Annotated in this window: 21 protein-coding genes and 1 pseudogene; 9 read left to right on the top strand and 13 right to left on the bottom strand. The window is 68.9% G+C overall.

Annotation, left to right across the window (positions count from 1 at the left end):
• Positions 1–55: 55 nt before the first annotated feature.
• From AC1D15_RS03915 to AC1D15_RS03890, 6 genes are all read right to left on the bottom strand, one after another.
• The gene (locus AC1D15_RS03915) at positions 56–460 is read right to left on the bottom strand and encodes a CesT family type III secretion system chaperone (RefSeq protein WP_477825002.1); all 405 of its coding nucleotides are present in this window, start codon (positions 458–460) and stop codon (positions 56–58) included.
• Complete coding sequence (locus AC1D15_RS03910) at positions 460–909, bottom strand: type III secretion system chaperone family protein (protein WP_477825001.1); 450 nt, start codon at positions 907–909, stop codon at positions 460–462. The genes AC1D15_RS03915 and AC1D15_RS03910 overlap by 1 nt, the downstream gene beginning before the upstream one ends.
• Positions 910–1,021: 112 nt before the next feature.
• Positions 1,022–1,936 carry an arginase gene (rocF, locus tag AC1D15_RS03905; protein WP_047503140.1) on the bottom strand — a complete coding sequence of 305 codons (915 nt, stop codon included), beginning with the start codon at positions 1,934–1,936 and terminating at the stop codon, positions 1,022–1,024.
• Between the two features lie 13 nt (positions 1,937–1,949).
• Positions 1,950–2,864, bottom strand: coding sequence for an LOG family protein (locus tag AC1D15_RS03900; RefSeq protein WP_477825000.1), 915 nt, complete (start codon positions 2,862–2,864; stop codon positions 1,950–1,952).
• A 45-nt stretch (positions 2,865–2,909) separates the two neighbouring features.
• Positions 2,910–3,740, bottom strand: a complete 831-nt coding sequence (locus tag AC1D15_RS03895) for an inositol monophosphatase family protein (RefSeq protein ID WP_477824999.1) — start codon at positions 3,738–3,740, stop codon at positions 2,910–2,912.
• On the bottom strand, positions 3,737–4,522 hold the full coding sequence (locus AC1D15_RS03890; RefSeq protein ID WP_477824998.1) for a GntR family transcriptional regulator: 786 nt from the start codon (positions 4,520–4,522) through the stop codon (positions 3,737–3,739). The genes AC1D15_RS03895 and AC1D15_RS03890 overlap by 4 nt, the downstream gene beginning before the upstream one ends.
• Before the next feature lie 132 nt (positions 4,523–4,654).
• On the opposite strand from AC1D15_RS03890, the gene AC1D15_RS03885 reads away from it, so the two are divergent.
• The 5 genes from AC1D15_RS03885 (at position 4,655) to AC1D15_RS03865 (ending at position 9,080) form a co-directional block, all read left to right on the top strand.
• Positions 4,655–4,936, top strand: a complete 282-nt coding sequence (locus AC1D15_RS03885; protein WP_047503134.1) for a UxaA family hydrolase — start codon at positions 4,655–4,657, stop codon at positions 4,934–4,936.
• Positions 4,937–4,947: 11 nt separating this feature from the next.
• On the top strand, positions 4,948–6,123 hold the full coding sequence (locus AC1D15_RS03880; protein ID WP_477824997.1) for a UxaA family hydrolase: 1,176 nt from the start codon (positions 4,948–4,950) through the stop codon (positions 6,121–6,123).
• A gap of 7 nt (positions 6,124–6,130) precedes the next feature.
• Positions 6,131–7,036, top strand: a complete 906-nt coding sequence (locus AC1D15_RS03875; RefSeq protein ID WP_477824996.1) for an NAD(P)-dependent oxidoreductase — start codon at positions 6,131–6,133, stop codon at positions 7,034–7,036.
• The gene (locus AC1D15_RS03870; protein WP_465113818.1) at positions 7,033–8,031 is read left to right on the top strand and encodes an Ldh family oxidoreductase; all 999 of its coding nucleotides are present in this window, start codon (positions 7,033–7,035) and stop codon (positions 8,029–8,031) included. Before AC1D15_RS03875 ends, AC1D15_RS03870 begins: the two co-directional genes overlap by 4 nt.
• Before the next feature lie 83 nt (positions 8,032–8,114).
• Positions 8,115–9,080 (top strand): Bug family tripartite tricarboxylate transporter substrate binding protein, encoded by a 966-nt coding sequence (locus tag AC1D15_RS03865; protein ID WP_477824995.1) that lies wholly within the window; start codon positions 8,115–8,117, stop codon positions 9,078–9,080.
• On the opposite strand, the gene AC1D15_RS03860 is transcribed toward AC1D15_RS03865, so the two are convergent.
• From AC1D15_RS03860 to AC1D15_RS03845, 4 genes are all read right to left on the bottom strand, one after another.
• Positions 9,081–9,839, bottom strand: coding sequence for a HesA/MoeB/ThiF family protein (locus tag AC1D15_RS03860; protein WP_047503126.1), 759 nt, complete (start codon positions 9,837–9,839; stop codon positions 9,081–9,083).
• Between the two features lie 67 nt (positions 9,840–9,906).
• On the bottom strand, positions 9,907–11,346 hold the full coding sequence (locus AC1D15_RS03855; protein ID WP_047503406.1) for a S41 family peptidase: 1,440 nt from the start codon (positions 11,344–11,346) through the stop codon (positions 9,907–9,909).
• Between the two features lie 191 nt (positions 11,347–11,537).
• Positions 11,538–12,941, bottom strand: a complete 1,404-nt coding sequence (locus AC1D15_RS03850; protein ID WP_477824994.1) for a hypothetical protein — start codon at positions 12,939–12,941, stop codon at positions 11,538–11,540.
• Between the two features lie 167 nt (positions 12,942–13,108).
• Positions 13,109–16,009: an adenosylcobalamin-dependent ribonucleoside-diphosphate reductase gene (locus AC1D15_RS03845; RefSeq protein ID WP_477824993.1), complete on the bottom strand. Its 2,901-nt coding sequence runs from the start codon at positions 16,007–16,009 to the stop codon at positions 13,109–13,111.
• 163 nt (positions 16,010–16,172) lie between these two features.
• Between AC1D15_RS03845 and AC1D15_RS03840 the strand changes: the two genes are divergently transcribed.
• Positions 16,173–16,943: an oxygen-binding di-iron domain-containing protein gene (locus tag AC1D15_RS03840; protein WP_465113812.1), complete on the top strand. Its 771-nt coding sequence runs from the start codon at positions 16,173–16,175 to the stop codon at positions 16,941–16,943.
• Between the two features lie 19 nt (positions 16,944–16,962).
• Here the strand turns inward: AC1D15_RS03840 and AC1D15_RS03835 are convergent, their stop codons facing one another.
• Positions 16,963–17,583, bottom strand: coding sequence for an OmpW/AlkL family protein (locus tag AC1D15_RS03835; RefSeq protein WP_477824992.1), 621 nt, complete (start codon positions 17,581–17,583; stop codon positions 16,963–16,965).
• A gap of 221 nt (positions 17,584–17,804) precedes the next feature.
• On the opposite strand from AC1D15_RS03835, the gene AC1D15_RS03830 reads away from it, so the two are divergent.
• Positions 17,805–18,389: a hypothetical protein gene (locus AC1D15_RS03830; protein WP_477824991.1), complete on the top strand. Its 585-nt coding sequence runs from the start codon at positions 17,805–17,807 to the stop codon at positions 18,387–18,389.
• On the opposite strand, the gene AC1D15_RS03825 is transcribed toward AC1D15_RS03830, so the two are convergent.
• Positions 18,307–19,032 (bottom strand): sulfite exporter TauE/SafE family protein, encoded by a 726-nt coding sequence (locus tag AC1D15_RS03825; RefSeq protein WP_477824990.1) that lies wholly within the window; start codon positions 19,030–19,032, stop codon positions 18,307–18,309. The two genes, AC1D15_RS03830 and AC1D15_RS03825, sit on opposite strands and share 83 nt — an antisense overlap.
• Before the next feature lie 90 nt (positions 19,033–19,122).
• Between AC1D15_RS03825 and AC1D15_RS03820 the strand changes: the two genes are divergently transcribed.
• Positions 19,123–19,503 carry a hypothetical protein gene (locus AC1D15_RS03820; RefSeq protein ID WP_477824989.1) on the top strand — a complete coding sequence of 127 codons (381 nt, stop codon included), beginning with the start codon at positions 19,123–19,125 and terminating at the stop codon, positions 19,501–19,503.
• Positions 19,504–19,510: 7 nt separating this feature from the next.
• Here the strand turns inward: AC1D15_RS03820 and AC1D15_RS03815 are convergent, their stop codons facing one another.
• Entirely contained in the window at positions 19,511–20,446 is a 936-nt protein-coding gene (locus AC1D15_RS03815; RefSeq protein WP_477824988.1) for a LysR family transcriptional regulator, read from the bottom strand.
• A 125-nt stretch (positions 20,447–20,571) separates the two neighbouring features.
• On the opposite strand from AC1D15_RS03815, the pseudogene AC1D15_RS03810 reads away from it, so the two are divergent.
• A pseudogene (locus AC1D15_RS03810) lies at positions 20,572–20,677 on the top strand (RidA family protein); the annotation flags it as partial.

The following is a 20,677-nucleotide window of genomic DNA, read 5'->3' as shown; positions in this document are numbered from 1 at the left end:
GAACTCAGATTTCGGAGAGGACGAGCGCCGTCGGAATCGGGACTCGCCCGCTGAATCAACGGGCTTCTTCGCCGAACAGGAACGGGCGCCACTTTCGGACGGCAACCGCGAGGCGTACCGCGCGGGCGTACAGCCGCTCAGCGTTTGCGGTGTCGAGGTCGTGCGTTTCGGCGCAGGTGACTTCCGCCGTGTCGGGGTGGATGCTGAAGCCGCTGCCTTGCAGCGTGCAGAATTGGAAATTCAGATGAAGCAACCGCTCGTACAGCCGCGCTTCATGCCCCGGTGGAACAGCCCCCATCCGGCACTCGATGACCAGTTGATCGCAGGCGCGGACACCGGTGACGCGAGTCAGTGTCAACGACTCCCCTTGCAAGGTGATGTCGACTGTCAGCAGGGGCATCGGGTAGTCCGATGGGGTGGACACGGCGTTGTGCATGCTGATGGCTCCGGTCTCGTCCATCAATGGCACATCACCCGAGGCATCGTGGCCCGCCAGTGAGCGACCAAGGGGATCAGGCCCTCCATCGTTCCGAGCACGCCCGACGCTGTGGYACCTTGCAAGGGCGACAGGAGGCTGTAGATCAGTTCCCGCGTGTCGGTGTCGAACACGAACATGCCGGCGGCTTGCCGTGCCAGGACGTGGTTCATCTCCAGCGCTGCGCGCATCAGCTCATCGGCCGGTGCTTCCTGGGGGACTGTGCAGAAGGCGCACTGCAGGGCAAACCGGCCGATCGCGTCGTCAGGATCGTCATGCAGCAGCCGGAACCCGACACCGTGCCATTGCAGCGTTGTCTGCCAGCCTCTTTCGAACGCGTCGCCGACGGGTGGCGGCGTCTGCCCGCGCAGGCGATAGAGCGATTCCGTCAACTCGATGAAGTGCCTTCGCCACAGGCGAATCTCGGTCGTCATGGTGTCTCCTGCAAGCTTTTCTATGGCTGCAGGTGACATCGCTGCAGCATCTTGCAGGTTGAGTAACAGCGCCGGTCCGTCGGTTCCCTGTGAACGAGGCGGCGGTACGCTCTTACTTCCTCATCAACGTACTCTTCCCGAACAACGACTCGATCAGATCCACCGCCACCTCCGCGGTCCGGTTGCGCACGTCCAGCGCCGGGTTCAGCTCCATCACGTCGAGCGAGCCGAGCCGGCCGGTGTCGGCGATCATCTCCATGCACAACTGCGCTTCGCGGTAGGTCGGCCCGCCGCGCACCGTGGTGCCCACGCCGGGCGCCACGTCGGGGTCGAGGAAGTCCACGTCGAAGCTCACGTGCAGGTGCGTGTTCGCGTCCAGCGTCGCCAGCGCCAGCTCCATCGCATGCCGCATCCCCATCTCGTCGATGTAGCGCATGTCGAAGACTTCCAGGTCCATCTCGTGCACGAAGCGCTTCTCGCCCTCGTCGACGCTGCGGATGCCGATCTGGCGGATCCACTTCGGGTTGATCGCCGGCACGTGCCCGCCGATCTCGATCAGCTCCTTCGGGCCGTGCCCGCACAGGCACGCCACCGGCATGCCGTGCAGGTTGCCGCTCGGCGTCAGGATGTTGGTGTTGAAATCGGCATGCGCATCGAGCCACAGGATGCGCAGCTTCTTGCCCGTCTCGCGGCAGTGCCGCGACACCGCGCTGATCGACCCCAGCCCCAGGCAGTGGTCGCCGCCCAGCAATATGGGCAGCCGCCCCAGCACCAGCTCGGCATGCACCGCGGTGTGCACCGCCTGGTTCCAGGCCACCACCTCGTGCAGGTGGCGGTAGCCGTCGACCGGCGGCAACCACGGGTTCGACGGGCCGGCCAGGTTGCCGCGGTCGGCCACCTCCAGCCCGTGGCCTTCGAGCACCGGCACGATGTTGGCCACGCGCAAGGCCTCCGGGCCCATGCTCGAGCCGCGCGTGCCGGCGCCGATGTCGGTCGGCGCGCCGATGATGCTGATCTGTTTGCTCATGTCTCGGGTCTCTTCAGAGGTCGGTCGCAAAGTGGTTCTTGTCATCAGGATCGACCTCGGCCAGCGCCATCCCGTACTCGGCCTCCAGCACGCTCCACGCCTCTTCCGCCGTCTCGACGAAGCGGAACAGCTGCAGGTCGACCTCGCTGATCATGCCGGTCTGCACCAGCAGCTCGAAGTTGATCAGCTGCGTCCAGAACTCGCGCCCGAACAGCAGGATCGGCCGGCGCCGGCACTTGCCGGTCTGGATCAGCGTCAGCGCCTCGAACATCTCGTCGAGCGTGCCGAAGCCGCCGGGGAAGCACACCAGCCCGATGCTGCGCATCAGGAAGTGCATCTTGCGCATGCCGAAGTAGTGGAACTGGAAGCACAGCTCCGGCGTGATGTAGGGGTTCGGCGCCTGCTCGTGCGGCAGCACGATGTTCAGCCCGATGCTCTTGCCGCCGACCTCGTAGGCGCCGCGGTTGCCCGCCTCCATGATGCCGGGGCCGCCGCYGGTCACGACGTAGATCGGCGTGGCGAGCGTCTTCGACCTCAGCGTGACGATCTCGGCGAACTTGCGCGCTTCATCGTAGAAGCGCGACATCGCCACATGCCGTTCGGCGATGCGCAGCGCCGTGGCATCGCCCGCGGCCTGCGCGTCGCCCAGCAGGCGCTGCGCGACATCCGGCGACACGATGCGCGCACTGCCGAAGATCACGATCGTCGACTCGATGCCCTGCTCGGTCTGCACCAGCTCGGGTTTCAGCAGCTCCAGCTGCATGCGCACCGGGCGCAGTTCCTCGCGCAGCAGGAAGGTGGTGTCGGTGAACGCCAGCCGGTAGGCGCTCTCGGGGCCGTCGTAGCGGCCGGCCGGGGCCTGGGGCTTGTCGGCCTCCTGGCGGGCTGACGGAAAATTGCGGGCGGTGAGGTCGGTTCGCTTGTCCATGGGGCGCAGCTTAACGCCGCTCGGGGTGTGAATTTCGGGCGTGAATCATCCGGCCTGCGAGAGCACGGCCGCGAAGGCCTCGCGCATCGCCGGGGTGCTGGCGGCGAGCGAGCGGCTCTCGAGCAGCGGCCGCCCGTCGCGCGCCTCGATCCCGGCCCCCGCCTCGCGCAGCAGCACGATGCCGGCGGCGGCATCCCAGGCGCCCATGTCGTGCTCCCAGAACGCGTCGATCCTGCCCGCCGCCAGGTAGGCCAGTTCCAGCGCCATCGAGCCGGAGCGCCGCACGCCGCCGAAGCTGCGCAGCACGCGGCCGAACTCGCCCAGGTAGCTCGCCATGCGCGGCGACGTGGGCTTCGGGAACACCGTCGAAGCCAGAGCGTCGATCGGCCGGGCCCGGTCGGCGCACTGCAGCGCCGCGCCGTTCAGCCGCGCGCCGCGCCCGCGGATCGCCGCGAAGAACTCGTTGCGGCAGGGGTCGAAGATCGTCCCCAGCACCGGCTCGCCGCCCACCACCAGCGCAACCGACACCGCGTACTGCGGGTAGCCGCGCAGGTAGTTGGCGGTGCCGTCCAGCGGGTCGACGACCCACAGCGGCGGGTCGCCATCGCCTGGCTCGCCTGGCGTACTCGCACCTTGCCGCCCGGTCTCCTCGCCGAGGAAGGCATGGCCCGGGTAGGCGCGGCGCACGACGTCGTGGATCAGCTGCTCGGCCTCGTGGTCGATCTCGCTGGCCAGGTCGCCCGGCTGCTTGCGCATCAGCGCCACCGCGTTCAGCCGCGAGCGCGAGGCCTGCAGGTGGGCGCCGGCCGCGCGCGCCGCGCGTTCGGCCACCCGGTAGGCGGCGAGCAGGTCGAGAGGTTCGGTCATCGCGGTCATCGGGCAGCATCCTTCCGGGACAACAGGCTCACGTAGTCGTGCTGGGCGGTGTTGATGGTCGATTCGCGGTGCTCCACCGGCTTGTCGCCGAAGGTCAGCGCGACGCGGTGCACCTGCATCACCGGCAGCCCGGCCGCGATGCCGAGCAGCCRCCCCACATGGCGGTCGGCCGCCGCGGCGCGGGCGCGTTCGCGCGCATGCACGACGGTGATGCCGAACTCGTTCTGGTACAGCTGGTACAGCGTGCTCGGCCGCTCGCGCAGCCGTTTCTCGGTCAGGCCCTTGAAGAGGCCGGCCGGCAGCGTCAGCCGGTCGAGGATGACCGCGCGGCCCTGCAGCGCGAGCCGGTTCTCGAACTGGAAAGCCGCGTCGCCGGCGCGCAGCCCCAGTGCCTCGGCCACCGGTTCGTCGAGCTTCGTGCGGTCGAACGACACCAGCTCGACGGAGGGCGCCTCGCGCAGCCCGTCGGCGCGCTCGACGTGGAAGAACTGGAACAGGAAGCGGTCGGCCGAGTGCGTCGCGACGAAGGTGCCCCGGCCCTGGCGCCGCACCAGGATGTGCTCGGCCGACAGCTCGTCGACCGCCTTGCGCAGCGTGCCGATCGACACGCCGAACGCGAGCGCCAGCTCGGTCTCGCTCGGCAGCGTCTGCCCCGGCGCCCAGGTGCCGGCCTCGATCGACTGCAGCAGCGCGCGCTTCACGACGCGGTACAGCGGCATGCCGGCCGACTCCGGGGCGATGGCCTCGAAGTGCGGACGGGCTGGCACGGGCGCGGTCGGCATGCCGCGATTCTACGGGCCAAAGGTCCAGGTCAACCAAGTCATATGGATGACTGGTTTGACAGCCGGGAAACGCCGGCCGATATTCGCCGCCATCGTTGCAGGCAGCCGCTGTTGCGCGGCAGGAGTTTCCGGATGATTCATTTCGTGTTGCACGACGCCCACGACAGCGTCGCGGTGGTGGTGGTCGAGGGCGTCAAGGCCGGCATGCCGCTGGCCGGTTGGATCATGGACGAGGACCGCATGACCGAGCTGGTCGCGCGGCAGGACATCCCGATCGGCCACAAGGTCGCGCTGCGCGACATGGCCGTCGGCGACACGGTGCTGAAGTACGGCATCGACATGGGCAAGGTGGTCGCGCCGATCAAGGCGGGCGAGCACGCCCACGTCCAGAACATCAAGACCAAGCGTTGGTAACGGGATCCACCATGGCAGTCATTTCGAAGAACACCACTTTCCTCGGCTACCGCCGCGAGAACGGCCGCGTCGGCGTGCGCAACCACGTGATCATCCTGCCGCTGGACGACCTGTCCAACGCCGCGGCCGAGGCCGTCGCCCACAACATCAAGGGCACGATGGCGATCCCGCACCCGTACGGCCGGCTGCAGTTCGGCGCCGACCTCGACCTGCACTTCCGCACGCTGATCGGTGCCGGCTGCAACCCGAACGTCGCGGCGGTCGTCGTGATCGGCATCGAGGACGGCTGGACCAAGAAGGTCGTCGACGGCATCGCCGCCACCGGCAAGCCGGTCATCGGCTTCGGCATCGAGGGCCACGGCGACCACGACACCATCCTGCGCGCCTCGCGCGCCGCCCGCGAGTACGTGCAGTGGGCGAGCGAGAAACAGCGCGAGGCCTGCGCCATCAGCGAGCTGTGGGTCTCCACCAAGTGCGGCGAATCCGACACCACCTCGGGCTGCGGTGCGAACCCGACGGTGGGCAACGCGTTCGACAAACTGCACCCGCTGGGCAGCACGCTGTGCTTCGGCGAGACCTCCGAGATCACCGGCGGCGAGCAGATCGTCGCGGCGCGCTGCGCGAATGACACGGTGCGCGAGCGCTTCATGTTCATGTTCAACCGCTACCAGGACATGATCAACCGCCACAAGACCAGCGACCTCTCCGACAGCCAGCCGACCAAGGGCAACATCGCCGGCGGGCTGACGACGATCGAGGAGAAGGCGCTCGGCAACATCCAGAAGATCGGGAAAACCTGCACCGTCGACGGCGTGATCGACAAGGCCGAGATCCCGACCCACCCGGGCCTGTGGTTCATGGATTCGTCGTCGGCCGCGGCCGAGATGGTGACGCTGTGCGCGGCGTCGGGCTTCGCGGTGCACTTCTTCCCGACCGGCCAGGGCAACGTGATCGGCAACCCGATCGTGCCGGTGATCAAGATCTGCGCGAACCCGCGCACCGTGCGGCTGATGGGCGAGCACATCGACGTCGACACCTCGGGGCTGCTGCAGCGCGAGATCACGCTCGACCAGGCGGGCGACCAGCTGCTCGAATCGATGCTGCGCACCGCCAATGGCCGGCTGACCGCGGCCGAGGCATTGGGCCACCGCGAGTTCGTGCTGACCCGGCTTTTCGAGAGTGCATGATCCGGCGATGAAGATTCTCATCACCGAATTCATGGATGCGCCGGCGGTGGCGCAGTTGGCCGCGAAGCACGAGGTCGTGCACGACGCGACGCTGGTCGACCACCCGGCGCGGATGATCGCGCTGGCGTCCAGCGTCGACGCGCTGATCGTGCGCAACCGCACGCAGGTCAGAGGCGAGCTGCTGGCGGCGCTCACGCGCTGCAGGGTGGTCGGGCGCCTGGGCGTCGGCCTCGACAACCTCGACCTGGCCGGCTGCGAGGCGCGCGGCATCCGCGTGATCCCGGCCACCGGCGCCAATGCGCAGAGCGTGGCCGAGTACGTCGTCGCGACCGCGATGCTGCTGCTGCGCGGCGCCTACGGCTCGTCGGCCGAGGTCGCCGCGGGCAAGTGGCCGCGAGCCGCATTGACGAATGGGCGCGAGATCGGCGGCAAGACGCTGGGGCTGGTCGGCTACGGCTCGATCGGGCAGMTGACCGGGCGGCTGGCGCGCCTGCTGGGCATGCAGGTCATCGCGCACGACGCCGCGATGCCGGCCGGCGCCGACCTGCCGTCGCTCGCGCTCGACGCGTTGCTGGCGCAGGCCGATGTCGTCAGCCTGCACGTTCCCTTGCTCGACAGCACGCGCCACCTGATCGATGCGCGGCGCCTGACCGCGATGAAGCCCGGCGCGGTGCTGATCAACACCGCGCGTGGCGGCGTCGTCGACGAGGCGGCGCTGGCCGAGGCGCTGCACGCCGGGCACCTGGCCGGCGCGGCGCTCGATGTCTTCGAGGCCGAGCCGCTGCCCGCCGGCAGCCCGCTCGCCGGCTGCCCGAACCTGCTGCTGACGCCGCACATCGCCGGCGTCACCGCCGAGGCCAACGAGCGCGTGTCGGCGCTGATCGCGGCGAAGGTGCTGGAGGCCCTCGCATGACGGTGCTGACGATGGACGAGGCGCGTGCGCGCGTCGCGGCCGCGCTGCAGCGCGCCGGCGCCAACGCCGCGATGGCCGAATCGACCGCCCGCGCGCTGGTGCTGGCCGAGGCGCAGGGCCTGGCCTCGCACGGGCTGAGCCGCGTCGCGCAGTACAGCGGCCACCTGCGCTGCGACCGCGTCAACGGCGCGGCGCAGCCGCAGGTCGTCAAGCGCAAGGGCGCGGCGCTGGTCGTCGATGCGCAGGAGGGCCTCGCGTTCCCGGCCTGCGACCTGGCCATTGCCGAGGCGATCCGCACCGCCGGCGAGCTCGGCATCTGCATCGTCGGCATCGTCAACAGCCACCACTGCGGTGTCGTCGTCGATCACCTGCGCGCGGTCACCGCGGCCGGCATGGCCGGGCTCGGCTTCTCGAACTCGCCGTCGGCGATGCCGGCGGCCGGCGGGCGGCATCCGATCTTCGGCACCAACCCGGTGGCGGCCGCATTCCCGCGGCGCGATGCCGACCCGCTGCTGATCGACCTGAGCCTCAGCGAGGTCGCGCGCGGCAAGCTGATGGTGGCGGCCAAGGAAGGCCGCAGCATCCCGCTCGGCTGGGCGCTGGATGCGAACGGCGAGCCCACCACCGACCCGAAGGCCGGCATGGAGGGCTCGATGCTCGCGATCGGCGCCGCCAGCAGCCCGAAGGGTGCGATGCTGGCGCTGGTGGTCGAGCTGCTCGTCACGGCGCTGATCGGCGCGAACTTCGGCTTCGAGGCATCGAGCTTCTTCGTCGACGAGGGCAACCGGCCGCACCTGGGCCAGACCTTCATCGTGATCGACCCGGGCGCACTGGCCGGGCGCGAGATGTTCCTCGACCGGCTGGAGGTGCTGGTGCACGAGATGCTGCGCGACGACGGCGTGCGGCTGCCGGGCGCGCGACGCGAGCAGCTGCGGCGCGCCGCGGAACGTGATGGACTGAACGTGTCGGAGGCGCTAGCGCAACAGCTGTCCTGAAGCTACGACTTTCCGCGCATATCGATAGGTTTGCAGCCAGCCCGCGTCGCGGGCAGCATGCCGGCCATTTGAAGGAGACGAGCGTGAAGCGACGAGCAGTACTGATCGGTGCCGCGGGCCTGTGGCCTGCGCTGGGCTTTTCACAGGCGGGCGACTATCCGAAGCCCGGCACGACGATCCGTTACGTGGTGCCGTTCCCGCCCGGTGGCCTGACCGACGTGATGGCGCGCCTGGTCGGCCAGCAGCTCGGCGAGCGCTGGAAGGTCAGCGTCGTGATCGACAACAAGCCCGGCAGCGGCGGGCAGATCGGCGCCGATGTGGCCGCCAAGTCGCCCGGCGACGGCAACACGCTGCTCGCGATCACGCTGACGCATGCGGCCAACGTCACGCTGTTCCCGAAGGCGGCCTACAACTTCTCGAAGGACCTGCGTCCGGTCGCGCTGCTGGCCGGCTCGCCGATCCTGGTGGTGGTGCCGGTGGCGAGCCCGATCCAGACGCTGAAGGACCTGACGGCTGCCGCGAAGTCGCGCAACCTGAATGCCGGCTCCAGCGGCAACGGCACGCCGCCGCACCTGACGCTCGCGCTGTTCAACGAACTGGCCAAGACCAACATCCAGCACGTGCCGTACAAGGGCGGCTCGCCGGCGATGACCGACCTGATCGGCGGCCAGCTCGACGTGGTGTTCTCGAACTTCCCCGAGAGCATCGCGCACGTGAAGGCCGGCAAGCTGCGCGCGATCGCCATCGCCAGTGCTGCCCGCCACCCGCTGGTGCCCGAGGTGCCGACGACCGCCGAGGCCGGCCTGCCGGAGCTGCTGACCGAGAACTGGACCGGCCTGATGGCGCCGGCCTCGATGCCCGATGCCRCGGTGAAGAAGCTCGCCGCCGAGGTCGTGCGCATCATGCAGACGCCCGAGCTCGAGGAGCGGGCGCGCACGCAGGGTTTCCGCATCGATGCGCGCGGGCCGGAAGCCTTCGCGAGCTTCCTGCACGACGAGGTCGCCCGTTGGGCGAAGGTGATTCAGTCCGCCAACATCAAACCCGACTGATCAGGCGTGGCCGCGCTGCCCGCACACCGGGCAGTGGGGCTGGCGGCTGAGCCTGACCTCGTTCCATTCCATCCGGCGGGCGTCCAGCATCTGCAGGCGCCCGGCCAGCGAGCTGCCGATGCCGGCCAGCAGCTTCAGCGCCTCGGCGGCCTGCATGCTGCCGATGATGCCGACCAGCGGTGCGAGCACGCCCATCGTCGAGCAGGCGACCTCCTCGAACGCCGCATCGGGCGGGAACAGGCAGGCGTAGCACGGCGCGGTGTCGTCGCGCGTGTCGTAGACCGAGATCTGGCCGTCGAAGCCGATCGCCGCGCCCGACACCAGCGGCTTGCGGTGCGCCACGCAGGCGGCGTTGACGGCATGGCGGGTCGCGAAGTTGTCGCTGCAGTCCAGCACGACGTCGGCCGCGGCCACCAGCGTGTCCAGGCGCTGCGCGTCGGCGCGCTCGGTCAGCGCATGCACCCGCACGTCGGGGTTGATCGCCGCGATGGAGCGTGCGGCCGAGGCCGCCTTCGGCTGGCCGACGCGCGACAGGTCGTGCGCGATCTGGCGCTGCAGGTTGGTCAGGTCCACGGTGTCGTGGTCGACGATCGTCAGCGTGCCGACGCCCGAGGTCGCGAGGTACAGCGCCACCGGCGAGCCGAGCCCGCCGGCACCGATCACCAGCGCATGCGAATCGAGCAGCCGCTGCTGGCCGGCGATGTCGAGTTCGTCGAGCAGGATGTGGCGGGAGTAGCGCAGCAGCTGGTCGTCGTTCATCGACGGCAGGATACCCAACAATGAAAAACGCCCGCGCGGGGCGGGCGTTCGGTGGCGTGGCGCCGGATCAGTTCGTCGCCGGTGCCTCGGCGCGCCGCTCGACGACCGACTTCGAGACGACCACCGGCTTGCCCTTCAGGCGGTTGATCGCCTGCGCCAGCGGGAAGTCTTCTTCGCTGCCGAACTCGGGCAGCGGCTTCAGCGGGTTCTTCTTCGCGGCTTCGTCCTCGAGCTTCTTGCGCGCTTCCTCGCGTGCCTTCTCGCGGGCTTCGTCCTTCTGCTCGGCGCCCTGGCCGCTGCCGATGTGCTTTTCCAGATCGGCCTCGCGCACGCGCAGCGCCGAGAACAGGTTGCCGTCGGCAGTCTCGTCGATCATCACGTCGGGCACGATGCCCTTGGCCTGGATCGAGCGGCCGCTCGGCGTGTAGTAGCGCGCCGTCGTGATCTTCAGCGCGGTCTCGGGCGACAGCTGGCGCACGGTCTGCACCGAGCCCTTGCCGAACGTCTGCGTGCCCATGATGGTGGCGCGCTGGTGGTCTTGCAGCGCACCGGCGACGATCTCGCTCGCCGAGGCCGAGCCTTCGTTCACCAGCACCACCAGCGGCACCTTCTTCAGCGCGTCGGGCAGCTTGCGCAGCGGGTCACCGCCGCCACGGCGCAGGTAATCGCTCGGCGAGGCCTTGAACGACTGCTTCGATTCGGCGATCTGGCCGTTGGTGGTCACGACCACCGCATCGGCCGGCAGGAAGGCCGCCGACACCGCGACCGAGGCTTCGAGCAGGCCGCCCGGGTCGTTGCGCAGGTCGAGCACCAGGCCCTTCAGGTTGGGTTCCTGCTTGTAGATCTCTTCGAGCTTGCGGGCGAAATCGTCGACCGTGCGGTCCTGGAACTGGCTGACGCGCAGCCACGCGTAGCCGGGTTCGACGATCTTCGAGCGCACGCTCTGCACGCGGATTTCTTCGCGGGTGATCGTGACGGGGAAGCTGCGGTTCTCGGTCTTGCGGAAGATGGTCAGCAGCACCTTGGTGCTCGGCTCGCCACGCATGCGCTTGACGGCCTGGTCCATCGTCAGGCCCTTGACCACGGTGTCGTCGATCTTGGTGATCAGGTCGCCGCTCTTCAGGCCGGCGCGGAAGGCCGGGGATCCCTCGATCGGCGAGACGATCTTGACGAGACCGTCTTCCATGCCGATCTCGATGCCGACGCCGACGAAGCGGCCGGTCGTGCCTTCACGGAATTCCTTGAAGGTCTTCTTGTCGAAATACTGGGAGTGCGGGTCGAGGCCGGCCACCATGCCGCCGATGGCGTCGGTGATCAGCTTCTTTTCGTCGACCGGCTCGACGTAATCGCTCTTGACCATCCCGAAGACGGCGGCGAGTTGCTGGAGTTCTTCCAGCGGGAGTTGCGCGGCGGTGTTGCGGGCGGTCGCCTGCAACTGCATGGTAGTGAGCGCGCCAGCGACGGCCCCCAGCGTGATCCAGCCTGCGACCTTGAGTTTGGCACCCATCATTGACCCACTTCCTGCCTGATAAGAAGACTTCACGCGGACCCAGTATAGAGCTGTGACCGCGTTTGGAGCCGCAGAGGCGGAGGAAGTTTCACGGCTATTTCGGGGCTTTGCCCGGCATCGTGTCGAGACGTGACGCGGGGTTTTCCCGCGCCCGTGTCAGACACGCATGCCGTGCGCAGCCGCTCGGCTCACTGCTTCGTGGCGTTCCAGGTGCCGGTCGCCGACGCGCTCGGTCGTGTCCAGGTGCCCGAGCCGGTGCTGGCGCCGAGCGTGCCGCTGAAGCTGGCGTCGCTGCTGGTGCTGCCCACCGAGAGGCCGCCGGCGGCGCTGACCGTGCCGCTGACGATGAAGCTGCCGCCCACGCCGGACGAGGTGCAGGTGCCGATCACGTGCCCCGGGGCGTTGACCGACAGCGCGGTGCAGCTGCCGGTGTCGCCGCCGGCGTAGGTGACGCTCCAGGTGCCGGCCGCCGCCGCCGGGTGGTCGGGAATGGCAGGCGGCGTGACGCCGAGGCTCGCGGCGAGCGCCTCGAACGCGACCTTGTTGAGGCGGGTCTGCTTCGTCTGCGTGGTCGGCTTGTCCTGGAAGCCCTGGTAGACGTGGCCGCCGCGCTGCACGAAGACGCGCGTGAAGGTCTGGGCGGAGATGGCCGCCGGCAGGCCGGTGAAGGTCATGACCGGCGTCGCGCCATCCGCTGCGTTGCCCACCGTGTAGGTGGCCGCGGGGAGGCTGCTGCAATTGGAGACCGCACCCGACACCGTGTCGACGTCGCACAGGTGCAGGGTCACGGCGCCGCCGGCGCTGAAGCTGCCCCGCACCCGTTCCTGGACGCAGACCTGGGTTCCGCAGCCGTTGCTGCCGTGGATGCTGCCCATCGATACCGTGTTCGCCGTCGAGACCGTTGCGCTGTTCGACACGGCCGGGTAGCTGGTGATCATCTGGGCCAGCGTGGTCACGCTGTTGCCGACGAAGCCATCCGTCAGCCGGTAGCCGACCGGGGTGCTGCTCTCGGTGTTCGAGATCGCGCGGATCTTCGCGCCGGCCGGCATCACGCCGGTCAGGTTCGCCGCGGTGACGCCGACGATGGTGGACAAGGTGTTGGTGCTCAGGTCCTGCGCCTTGGCGACGACGCTCGCGATCGTCTGGCCGGCCACGTCGGTGTCGACCCAGGTCGATTGGCCGATGTAGCCGTGGTTGTAGTCGTAGGCGCCGTTCGGGCCGCTGTGGTTCGGCGTTGCGCCGTCGAGCGGCGTGTGCCAGCCCTCGGCGGTGACGAACTGGACGGTGTCGTACACCACCACCGCCGGCTTGCCGCCCGACTGGGCCTCGCGCACGTCGTAGTAGGTGCCGCGGCCGGTCGAGTCGACGACGTTGTCGGAGTAGTAGTAGCGCAGCACGTAGTTGCCGGCCGAGGTGTACGTGAAGGTGCGGGCCCAGTAGCTCGCGGCGGCGGGCGCCGGTGCAGGCGGGGTGCCCGAGACCGGAGGCGGAGCCGGCGTGTCGCCGCCGCCCCCACCGCCGCAGGCAACGAGCGTGGACAGCGAAACGGCCAGGGCAGACGCCCACAGGGCGCGCGTGGAAGCAGAAATCATGGGTCTCCCTCGTGACATGACGTTGTGATCGTTGTGATCCAGCGCGCGATCTCGGCCGCACCCGGTCGGGCCGGATTCTGGTGGGAGGCCTGCTGTCCTACAAGCCCCCACATTGAGGAGGCCGCATGACCATGTGTGTCATCGATGACATGAATGGGGCGACGGCATCATCCGCAGCTCCCGATGTGCCCGCAGGCCGTGCAGAACTCGCAGCCGTCCTTGTGGATGACGGCATGGTTGCCGCATTCCGGGCAGGCCGTGCCGGCCAGCGGCGCGGCCGCGGCCTCGCCCGGGTCCGGCGGCTGCAGGATTCCCATGTCGCGCAGCGGATAGCCTTCCTCGTCCAGCACGCCCAGCATCGTGTAGCGGTGGATCACGAGCCGCGCCAGGTAGGCCACCGTCGACGGCCAGGTCTGCTGGCGCTGCTGGCCGGGCGCGAGCCCCGGCACGAAGGCCATGAAGTGGCCGAGCGGCTCGGCATAGCTCAGCAGCTTGCGCAGCTTCATGCCGATCCAGGCCGGGTCGAGCACCCGCATGTCCAGCGACAGGATGCGCGCGAGCCCGTCCATCGCCCGCGGGTAGTTGCCCGACAGCCCCATCGCGCAGGGCAGCGTGACTGCGCCGCCCTGGCCGCCCAGCCCTTCGGGCAGCTGCACCTCTTTCAGCGAGAGCGTGAACGCCTCGTCGCTGGCCGGGTTGTGGATGTCGACCGACCAGGCGAGCGTGCCGTTCGGGCCGGTCAGCGGCTCCTGGCGGCTGAACATCGCGTCGATCACCGGCGTGGAGGCCGCGCCTTCGGCCGGCGCGGCCCACAGGCCCAGTTGCTCGCAGCGCCAGCGGATCACCGCGGCGGTGGCCGCCACCACGCCCGGGAAGCGCCGCGGCGCGCCGTCGGGCGGGAAGGGCATGTCGAAGGCGCGCTCCTCCTGCACGGTGGCCAGCGCGTCGAGCTTCAGCCGCACCCAGGCGGGGTCCTTTGCGCGCAGGTCCATCGACAGCGTCTTCGCGAGCGCACCCAGCCCGCGCGGCTGCTCGGCGCCGTTCACCCACACCTCGAAGGGCGCGCAGCGCCCGTCTTGCGGCAGCTCGCCGATGAAGAGCGCGAACTCGCCATGCGGGTGCCGGATCATGTAGGTCCACGCGGCGTTGCCGGCCATCAGCTCGGGCCGGCCCGGCCAGCGCAGCGAGGCCAGCACCGGCTGCGGCGGCCGCTCGATGGCCAGCCGCTGGTTGGCATGCCCCGCCGGCGCCAGCTGCAGCGGCAAGGCGGCAGGCTCCACGCTCAGCACCGAGCCCAGCACCGCGTTCGGCCGGTAGGTCGCCAGGCCCTTCAGCCCCGAGGTCCAGGCGCGCAGGTACAGGTCCTGGAAATCCGCATACGGGTAGTCGGCCGGCACGTTCACCGTCTTCGAGATCGCGGTGTCGACGAACGGCGAGACCGCGGCCACCATCTCCTCGTGGGCCTGCGCGCTCATCTCGAGCGCGGTGACGAAGGCGTCGGTGAGCGGTGCCTGCGGGCCGCGCAGGTGGCGGTACAGGCGCCAGGCGTGGTCTTCCACCGGGTACTGCTTCATGCTGCCGTCGGCCATGCGCTTGCGGCGCTGGTAGCTCCACGAGAACGCCGGCTCGATGCCGTTGCTCGCGTTGTCGGCGAAGGCCAGGCTGATGGTGCCGGTCGGCGCGATCGACAGCAGGTGCGAGTTGCGCAGCCCCTGCTTGCGGATGCGCTCCTTCAGCGGCCCGGGCAGGCGCGACGCGAAGGTGCCGCGGCTCAGGTAGAGGTCGGCGTTGAAGAGCGGGAACGCGCCGCGCTCGGCCGCCAGATCGCACGATGCGGCATACGCGCTGTCGCGCAGCAGCGTGGCGATGCGGCGCGCCTCGTCGCGCGCGGCGGCGCTGTCGTAGCGCAGGTTCAGCATCACCAGCGCATCGCCCAGGCCGGTGAAGCCGAGGCCGATGCGGCGCTTGCTGCGCGCTTCGCGGGCTTGCGCATCGAGCGGCCAGAAGCTGATGTCGAGCACGTTGTCGAGCATGCGCACCGCCAGCGTCACGAGCCGCGTGAAGCCGGCGTCGTCGAAGCGCGCGCCCGCGTCGAACGGGGTGCGCACGAAGCGCGTCAGGTCGATCGAGCCGAGGCAGCAGCAGCCGTAGGCCGGCAGCGGCTGCTCGCCGCACGGGTTGGTGGCGGTGATGGTCTCGCAGTACGACAGGTTGTTGTCGAGGTTGATGCGGTCGAGGAACAGCACGCCCGGCTCGGCGTGGTCGTAGGTGGAGCGCATGATCTGCTCCCACAGCGCACGCGCCGGCAGGCTGCGGTAGACCCACAGCCCGTCGTCGCGCTGGTGCGCGCCGGCCGCCACCTGGTGCGGGCCGGCCGCGGCGCGGTGCACCAGGTCGACCGCGGCGTCGCGCTGCACCGCTTCCATGAAGGCATCGGTGAGGCCGACCGAGATGTTGAAGTTGCTGAGGTCGCCCTTGTCCTTCGCGTGGATGAACTCCTCGATGTCCGGGTGGTCGCAGCGCAGCACGCCCATCTGCGCGCCGCGCCGCGCGCCGGCCGACTCCACCGTCTCGCAGGAGCGGTCGAACACCCGCATGTACGACACCGGCCCCGACGCGTTGGCCTGCGTGCTCGCGACCCAGGCGCCACGCGGGCGGATGCGCGAGAAGTCGTAGCCGACGCCGCCGCCGCGGCGCATCGTCTCGGCGGCCTCGGTGAGCGCGGTGTAGATGCCGGGGTGGCCGTCTTCTTCCTGCGCGATCGCGTCGCCCACCGGTTGCACGAAGCAGTTGATCAGCGTGGCGGTGAGCTCGGTGCCGGCCGCCGAGTTGATGCGGCCGGCCGGGATGAAGCCGGCCTGCAGTGCCTCGAGGAAGCGCGCTTCCCACTGGGCTCGCGATTCGGCGGGCTCCACCTGCGCGAGCGCGCGGGCCACGCGGCGCCGCACGTCGTCGGGCGTGCGCTCGTCGCCCTTCGCGTATTTCTCGAGCAGCACTTCGGTGCTGATGTCCTGGGGGAGGAGGGCGGCCGCCTTCGGGTCGGCCGCGGTCACGTGATCGGTGCTCATCGGGTCTTTCAAGTTCTCGAGTGGGAGTCGCCGCCATCCTGAACCCGGCACAAGCGCGCGTAAAGCGCCCCGGCCTCATCCATGACGGCAGCATTGTTGAGCCGGCGCAAGCCGCGGCGATCACGTCGCTTCTAGAGTCGCCCGACTTCACTTGGACGACACGATGCCGACAGAACTCTTCAATGCCGACGGGCACCAGTGCCTGATGTTCACCGACCTCTGCGACGAGGACGGCGACGCGGTGCAATCCAACCAGTTCCTGATCGTCGACCGCGGCACCGGCGCGATCATYGACCCGGGCGGCACGCTCGCCTACAACGAGCTGTACATGGCGATGACGCGTCATTTCGCGCCGCATGAACTGTCGGCGATCGTCGCCTCGCACGCCGATCCGGACATCATCGCGTCGCTCGATCGCTGGATGACGGCGACCAGCAGCGCCAAGCTGTACATCTCGCGCGTATGGGAGCGCTTCGTGCCGCATTTCTGCAAGGCGGGCAAGGTGAAGGGGCGTGTTGTCGGCATCCCGGACGCCGGGCAGCGCATCCCGATCGGGCGCCACGAGCTCGTCGCGCTGCCGGCGCACTTCCTGCACGCCGAGGGCAACTTCCAGTTCTACGACCCGGTGAGCCGCATCCTGTTCTCGGGCGACCTCGGCGCGTCGATGGGCTCGGGCGCGCAGGCGCAGCAGCCGGTCACGTCGCTGGCCGAGGTGCTGCCGCGCATGGAGGGTTTCCATCGGCGCTACATGGTGTCGAACAAGGTGCTGCGGCTGTGGGCGCAGATGGTGCGCCCGCTGCGCATCGACATGATGGTGCCGCAGCATGGCGCGCCGCTGGCCGGCCCGGCGGTGAAGGAGTTCATCGCGTGGGCCGAGGGCCTGAGCTGCGGCATCGACCTGATGACCGAGCGCGACTACAAGGTCCCGGCCTGACCGGGCCCTGCGTCCGCTGCTAGAAGCGCCAGCCGAGGCCGACGCCGACCAGCAGCGGGTCGACCTTGAAGGTGCCGAGCTTGTTGCCGGCGGCGCTCACGTCGGTGCGGATCTGCACCTTCTTCACGTCGATGTTGAGCGACAGCCAGCCTTGCCGCGGGATGTCCACGCCGGCCTGCAGCGCGAGGCCGACGCTGTGGCGGTCGATGTCGACGCCCGCCGGCAGCTCGACGGCGGAGAACTGCGTGAAGTTGACGCCGGCGCCGAGGTAGGGCGTGAAGCCCTTCATGCCGGTGACGTGATACTGGGCCAGCAGCGTCGGCGGCAGGTGCTTCAGCGAGCCGATGACCGTGCCGCCGGCCTTCACGTCGTGTTTCTGCGGGTAGGTCAGCACCAGCTCGGCGGCGATCTCGGGCGTGAAGAAGTACGAGATGTCGAGCTCGGGGATCACCTTGCTGTTGATGCTCAGGTCGAGGCCGGTGTCGTCCTTGTTGGCGCTGTCGAGGTTGACGGCGCGCAGGCGCACCAGCCACGGGCCGGTGGCTTCGGGTTGAGCCTGGGCCGCGCAGGGCACGGCGGCGAAGGCGGCAGCGGCGGCCAGCGCCAGCGTGGCGCGGGCGAACATCGAGCGGGAAGTCATGGTCTCTTTCCTGTGGTTGTGGGCGGGGGAACATCCCCCGGCGAACCATTGCAGCGCGGCATGAACGGTGGAACCTTGCCGCCGCGCAAGCTCGGACCTCGGGCAGGTGTTCACCGGGCGGTGGGCTGACGCGGGTCAATCGAGGCGTTGCGTGGACATGACGCCGTGGCGTTCGATGCCAGAATTCGTGCCACATCAAAGTACGAGCGCGGAGGAGGCGAATGACGGCACAGCGGGAACTCGTTTCGATCACGCGGACCGAGATCGACGCCCAGACGATCCAGGGATTCGTGCTGGCCTCGTCCGATCAGTTGGTCGTGCTGCAGTACGTCTGCGACTTCCGCCTGGACGGGTTGATGGTGCTCAGCACATCGGACATCACCGAGATTCGAAGCTCTGCGACGAACAAGTTCCAAACCACATTGCTCGAGCAAGACGGCCTGCTGGAGCAGGTTCCATTCGACATGACGTTCGATCTGCAGGACTGGCGCGCAATCATCAAGCAGCTTGCGCGCGCCCATCCGTTGCTCATTCTCGAGTGCGAGCATGGAGACGACCCGGATTTCATCATCGGACGCCTGGTGAAGACGACTTCTGCCGCGGCGCATGTGCGCTACTTCACCGGCGTCGGCCGATGGCTGGAGAAGCCCGACCGAGTCAACTTCTGCGACATCACCTGCTGCCAGGTCGACTCGAACTATTTGAATGTCTACCAACGGCACCTCAGCGCCACGCCGCCCACAACAGCGACAGCCCTGAACACAGCATCAGCGCATCCAGGAGCAGCGAGAACGCGCGGGGGCTGATGCGCATCACGAACGCCTTCCCGGCATAGGTTCCTGCCATCAGCGAGCTGCCGACGATGGCGCCCTGCAGCAGCGTGTCGGCCGGCAACGCACCCAGCTGCCGGAAGGTCGCGATCTTGCCGAGGTACAGCGCCAGCGAGCTTGCGGCTTCGGTGGAGATGAAGGCGCCGCCCGTCAGGCCGTAGGCGGTGAACACCGGAACGCTGAGCGGTCCGGTCGACAGCACGAGGCCCGTGAGGAAACCGATCACCGCGCCGGCTGCCGAGACCTCTCGCAAGCGCAGGCGCCGCCTCGTGCCGGCACGCCAGTGCCTGAGCACCAGCATCGCGAGGAAGAACACGCCGAGCATCGCGTCGATGACGGCCGGTCGCAGCGACAGCATCGTGCGTGCGCCGAGTGCCGCGGTGAGCGCACCCGGCAACGCATACGCCGCCACGGCCTTCCAGTCGACCTCTCGCCACCAGGCGGCGACGCGTGCGATGTTGGCCAGCACCGCGGCGACGGCCATGATGGGCACCGCCTGCTTCGGACCGTAGGCGTAGACGAGGACCGGCAACAGCATCAGCGATGAACCGGTGCCGATCACGCCGCTCACGCAGCCTGCGACGAGACCCACCGACAAGACGAAGAAATAGGAAGTCATTCAGGAGGCAGCATGCGAGATCATCGACACTGCGGCATGCCGGATCCTCGCTTGCCGCCGGCGGATTGTCCTTCCTGAAGCCAAGAGCACGTGCAGCGCATCAACGGGAACGCCATGTCCTTCGAACCGCTTGCGATCACCGTTATGTCGGTGCTGCTCCTGCTCGCAGTTCCGCCTTTGGTGTCCGCTTTCCGCACGCACTCGCTCTTCCTCGCCGATGTGGCCTTGCTCCTGGTGCCTGCGCCTGTTTTCGTTGTGGCCTTGAGCGCCTTCAATGAACCGGCGAAAACCGGCTGGGCGCCCATCGGCTTCCCATTCCTGGTGCTGGCAGCCTCGGTTGTCGGCCTCTACGTTCGCGTGCATCTTCTTCGGCGGTTCCTGCCGCCACGCGTTGCCGCAGTGGCCATGCTCGTGATGTTCGTGGTGGCAGCTGCCGTTTTTGGTGTCGTCACGCCGCCTTGGTCCGAATGAAAACCCGTCACGAGCCTGAGGGCGTCGAGTGCGGTTGCGGCGGTGCGTGCTGCGCCATCAACTCGGCCACCCAGTCGATGAACACGCGCAGCTTCGCGCTGACATACCGGTTCGGCGGAAACGCCACGTAGATCGGCATCGCATCGAAGCGCCAGTCTTCGAACAGCGGCACCAGCTCGCCGCTCGCCCGGTGGGCCTGCGACATGTAGTCCGGCAGCCAGAGCACCCCCAGGCCCGCCAGGCCGGCCGCCAAGTAGGCATTGCCATCGTCCATCGCGACCACGTACCGCCCCAGCACCTCGATGCGTTCGCCGTCGCGCTGCATCGCGTACGACAGGATCGTGCCGGTGCGCGCGCTCTTGTAGCCCACGATGCGGTGATGCGTGCCCTCGAGATCCCGCGGATGCACCGGTGTGCCCGCACGCTCGAGGTAGCTTGGCGCCGCACAGACCCGGGCCTGCAGGTCGCCCACGCGGCGTGCGATCAGCGACAGGTCGGTGAGTTCGCCGCCGCGCACGACGCAATCCACCTTCTCGCCGATCAGGTCCACCATGCGGTCGCTCACGCCCATGTCGAGCTGGATGTCGGGGTAGCGCGCGTGGAAGGCCGGCAGTGCCGGCACCAGGATCATGCGGGCCAGCGGGGTCGGCACGTCCACCCGCAGCCGGCCCCGTGGCGCCGACGAGGCACTCGACAGGCTGCTCTCGGCATCGTCCATGTCGGCCAGCAGGCGCAGCACGTGCTCGTAGTAGGCCGCGCCGTCGGCCGTGGCGTTGACCTTGCGCGTGGTGCGGTTCAGCAGCTTCACGCGCAGCCGCGCCTCGAGCTGCTGCACCAGCTGCGTCACGCTGGTCTTGCTCAGCTGCAGCGTCTCGGCCGCCTTCGTGAAGCTGCCGGTCTCCACCACGCGGGCGAATGCCTGCATCGCATCAAAACGGTCCATCGCTGCCCCCAGCCCGTCGACGATTGTTTGGATTTTCCAAACGATGATTGTCTTCGAGGCCCGTAGATCCGGGCGGCGGGGATCCCTAGAGTCACGCCATCGTGATCAATTCCAAGGAGCCATCGATGGGCAAGCGTGATGTGGTTTTTCCGGCCGGGCGCCAGTCGCTCTATGAGACGAACCGGTATTCGCCGGCGATTCGGTCCAACGGCTTCCTGTTCGTGTCGGGGC

The organism is Rhizobacter sp. P2_H2, assembly GCF_056403375.1.
Note: the sequence above shows the minus strand (reverse complement) of the source record. Positions and strands in the feature narration are given on the sequence as shown.